Source organism: Moorena sp. SIO4E2 (assembly GCF_010671945.1).
Lineage (GTDB): Bacteria > Cyanobacteriota > Cyanobacteriia > Cyanobacteriales > Coleofasciculaceae > Moorena > Moorena producens.
On sequence record NZ_JAAHIE010000570.1, the window covers coordinates 1 to 4334 of the forward strand.

Genomic DNA, 4334 nt, shown 5'->3' on the forward strand with positions numbered 1-4334 from the left:
TGGTGGAACGGGCATCTTGGTGGAACGGGCATCTTGGTGGAACGGGCATCTTGGTGGAACGGGCATCTTGGTGGAACGGGCATCTTGGTGGAACGGGCATCTTGGTGGAACGGGCATCTTGCCCGTTACAATAACCCACCCTACTCCACTACTATGAACCAACGGTGATGTTTTGATTCACTGCTTGAATGGCTTGGCGAGCAATATCCTCTGGAATCCTGGTGTACCCTAGTTCCCCGTTGAGGTCCTGACCTTTAGTGAGAATCCAATTAACCATATCTTTTATCCCCTGGGCTTTGGCCTGATTGGGGTACTTCTGGTACAGTAGCAGCCAAGTTAGACCCACAATTGGATAACCATCGGCTGGATCGTTAAGTTTGAGGGTGAAGTCCTGGTTAAACTCCACATTGACCAGCCCTTTACTGGCTTGGTCAAGGCTAGGCTTGATATAGCGACCCTCTTGATTTTCAATCCTAGCGCTAGGGAAGTTGTTTTCTACAGCATAATTAGCCTCTACATAGCCAATGGCACCGTCAATCCGCCGCACTTCCCCAGCTACTCCACCATTTTGAGGACGGCTTGAGAAGACCTTGAAGCCCCAATCTGGTGTTGGGCTAGGTTTGATCAGACCATGGGTAATCGCACTCAAGTACTTGGTGAATATGAAACTGGTACCGCTACTATCTGAGCGCACAACAACTTTGATGTCTCTTCTGGGCAGGTAAGTGTTAACTTGCTTCCAATTACCAATTTGACCAGTAAAGATTTTCCCTAAAGTATCGCGAGATAGTCTGACAGAAGTCACTACACCTTGGAGATTGTAAATGACTGACACAGCTCCCCCCGCTGTTGGCACCATTTGCAAGCCCCGTTTCATCTGACTTTTTTCCTCATCGGTTGGGGGCATATCAGTGCCAGCGAAATCAACAGACTCGTTAATGAATTCCTCAATACCAGTACCACTGCCAATGGTACTGTAATTTACATTAACGCTGGTTTCTTGTTGGTATTGGGAAAAGTAACGCTGGTAAAGGGGTTGGGGAAATGAAGCACCGGCACCAAACAATGGTATTGCACTTGCTGCCTTGAGTGAAATCAATACAATGGCAACTGTAACTGTTAAGGTTATCAATGTCCGACGGGACTTGATTACAGCTAAAATCATTTGTCTAGAAATATTAAGAATAATTCAAGGGGTAAGCTATCAGCTAATGCGCTACGCGCACCCTATGGGAATAGCTTATGGTCATGGGAAAACCATGACATTTAAATTTTTGTTAAGTGATTCAGGATTAGCTCCGACCGCACCTTAAGTGAAGCAGGGATGATAGTTGCTGGAGTTATGGGATTGACCGTAGGTCACGCTACGCGATCGCTTTTGTAAATGTTGCGTAGCTGGAGTTATGGGATTGGCCTTTTGGCCACGCTTCGCGATGAAGCTTCGCTTCCGCTAAAAGCGATTGACCGTCGGTCACGCTTCGCGATCGCATGATCCTTCTTAAACAAATTATTAGCTGGAATGAAAATCAAGGGTAAGCACAGTAAGAAGAAGTCGTCACCTGGGCAGATTAGTTTTCTGGAGAGCCTGTGCCAGGTATCGGAAAACCCGGAAGTGCAAGAAGTTGCGGAAAAGTTCGTTCGTGCCAACTCTTTCAAGCCTTCTACTTAAATTTGCACTTGTTTAAATTTATGCTATTCTGTTGTATGTGGTTCTTCTCCCACCCACACCCCAACCCTCTTCCTTAATTAAATTTGTGGGTGTCGCAAAATATATAAATCTAAAATATATAATAGAAAATTAATCAATTAGAAAATTAATCGAAAAATATACGTCACGAAAAATTAAATCGAAAAATATACGTCACGAAAAAATATACGTCCAGGAATCGAAAAGTCCCCCGAATCCAAAAGTCCAGGAATCGCGAAGCGGAATCAAAAAATCTTTATTTATTTCATAATTTCCCCAATCGCGAAGCGGAATCCTGCTGTCTGGTAAATTTAATTCCGCACCGAATCGCGAAGCGGAATCCTGTCTGGTAAATTTACAAAGTGTCGTCAAATTCCGGAATGGCGGCGTCCACGAATTGTTAATCGTGGCCGACTGCTGACAGGCAAACCACCCGAGGCAAACCACCTCTCTCCACTAAATTGCCAACTTATTGGAAAAGTTGGTGCGGTTGTTGTGGTGCGGTTGGTGCGGTGGGTAGATAAAATTAAAAGTGTCTTAGTTGCCTTCGCCTCGTCTTCGTGCCAACTCTTTCACCACCCCTCGAAAATTTGCTATATTGTATGTGGTTTCTTTCTCCCGCACCTTGAAAACCCGCCAGAATTACTTGCCTCAGCGCGTTACCAGACACCACAAAAATCGAAAATTTAATACCTTTAAGGGAGTAGCGGCAGAAAGAAATCCGTTTGGTGGCTAGCGCTTGGTGTATTCGGCACTTGAAATGGAGTACCTCATGAGAGGCTCTCGTCTAGAAGTAGAAGTTAATACTTCTCAATTACTTCAGACGCTGGACAGCTGCCTTGAGTCAGCTAGCCAGGGTCAGCCCCATATTATCACCAAAGATGGTGAACAGTATGCGGCTGTCATTTCAATGCCTGAATACGCCCAGTTGCAGTACTATCTTCGGCTTTTGGATTCAACCGCATCACAATTGTTGCAGGAAGCTGAGGATAAGGCGTTGGACTCTGAAGAGTTGTTAAGGAATCAGTCTTCTCCTCAAGACAGCCGACCATTGGGGACTCCTTCTGAAGGAGCTCAGAATGAAGATTGCCGTCATAGAAACAGAACAAGTCCGCTGCGTCAGAAGTCATTTACCTCCTCAGTCCTACACCGCCTATCGAAACTTTTTAGATAGGTTGCGCAAGGGCGAAAACATAGTAGGAGAGAGGCCAGTACCCAATTTCCATAGACCTAACTGCTATCATTTCCAGCTGTCTACGGGAGATTTGATCATTTATTGCGTAGAGCACAAAAGGATTTTGTGGTTTGAATTAACTGAGATAACTGTTGAGGTTTTGTTTCCCAAGGAAAAGGTTGATCAAATAGTTACTCTTGCTCTTGCTCTCATGCACTCTGACCCTGCCAGACCGCCTCAAAATTTACTGCAGCAATTCCTGAGTTCGAGTATATCGATAGCAGATAACTCTCAACGCCTAATTTTCGCTGTGCAATTAGGAACGAAACTTGTGGAATTTATTCTGACTATTGGTATTGTCATGTTGATGCTTTTGCCCCAGTTAACTTCTAGTCCACTGGAAGAAAAAATTCAGCCACCGACCTCTGAGTCTGGGGCAGTTACAGAGGAACGTGATCAGCTCGCTGATACTGAAGACAATCGCAGTCCTTGATCTTACTCTTTTGGAATCTTTACCCTACTTTGGTGATTATCCATTTATAAAAATCGACCTACCAGTAGTTTATAAAACAGATTTTTAAGGGAAATATATTAAGAACAAACGTCATCCATAGTCTAATATGAATATATGACAAATAAGAAAGCGATCGCGGCAGTTTGTAATGGTGCGATCGCTTTCATACAGCTTTTGAATAAAAAAGTAACCATTTGTTTAGTATGAGTGACGTTGCTGAATCTTTTTTTGAATAGGAGTAGAGTGGGCATCCTGCCCGCTCGAAAATAAGCATGAAACTGGCAAGATGCCAGTTTCACGCAAGATGCCCATTCGACCTCACTCTTAAAATCATTCCATTATTAAGCAACGCTGTATTAATGAGTCATTAGTAAATAATCACGATTCGGGATTATACTTAACCTAGACACAAACCGTTACATCTCGAAAACTACTTCTGTCCTATTCCCTTTTGCCTGTTCAACACATCTGGCCTAACCTTTAATTATATCAAATCTAATCACAAATTCGTTCGATAAAAGTACCCCAAAGGGTACTGTCAAAGGATTATTGTATTGCTCATAATCAAAATAGCACTGAAATATTATTGCACCTAAATAGTTAGGGTGGGCAATTATTCCACTCTAAGATTAAGCTAGGGATAACTTAATATACCCTTCAGCTATTAGCTATCAGCTATCAGCTATCAGCCATTCGCGTAGCGTGGCCTTTGGCCAAGGCATGTGGCCAGACTACGGGAAAAGTTTATGCCCATAGCGCAAAATACTTGAGCTGCTTTTGAATAAAATAAGCTGACGGCTGATCACTGACGGCTGTTCGCGGAGCTTGCGCGTAGCGCTATATTGCCGAAGCTACGGCTAGTGACAGTGGTGCAAGATTTCAGGGAAAGCAACTAGAGTAAACCATTGAGTTAGGTATATATCCTAAATTTATAGTCTTTCATAACTATAAATTTAGGA

2 protein-coding genes are annotated in these 4334 nt (G+C 43.4%); one reads left to right on the forward strand and one right to left on the reverse strand.

Going from position 1 to position 4334, the window contains the following annotated elements; all coding sequences use genetic code 11:
• Positions 1–151 precede the first annotated feature (151 nt).
• On the reverse strand, positions 152–1165 hold the full coding sequence (pstS, locus tag F6K37_RS33165) for a phosphate ABC transporter substrate-binding protein PstS (protein ID WP_008177852.1): 1014 nt from the start codon (positions 1163–1165) through the stop codon (positions 152–154).
• 1601 nt (positions 1166–2766) lie between these two features.
• On the opposite strand from pstS, the gene F6K37_RS33170 reads away from it, so the two are divergent.
• Positions 2767–3354 carry a hypothetical protein gene (locus F6K37_RS33170; protein ID WP_165691858.1) on the forward strand — a complete coding sequence of 196 codons (588 nt, stop codon included), beginning with the start codon at positions 2767–2769 and terminating at the stop codon, positions 3352–3354.
• Positions 3355–4334 lie beyond the last annotated feature (980 nt).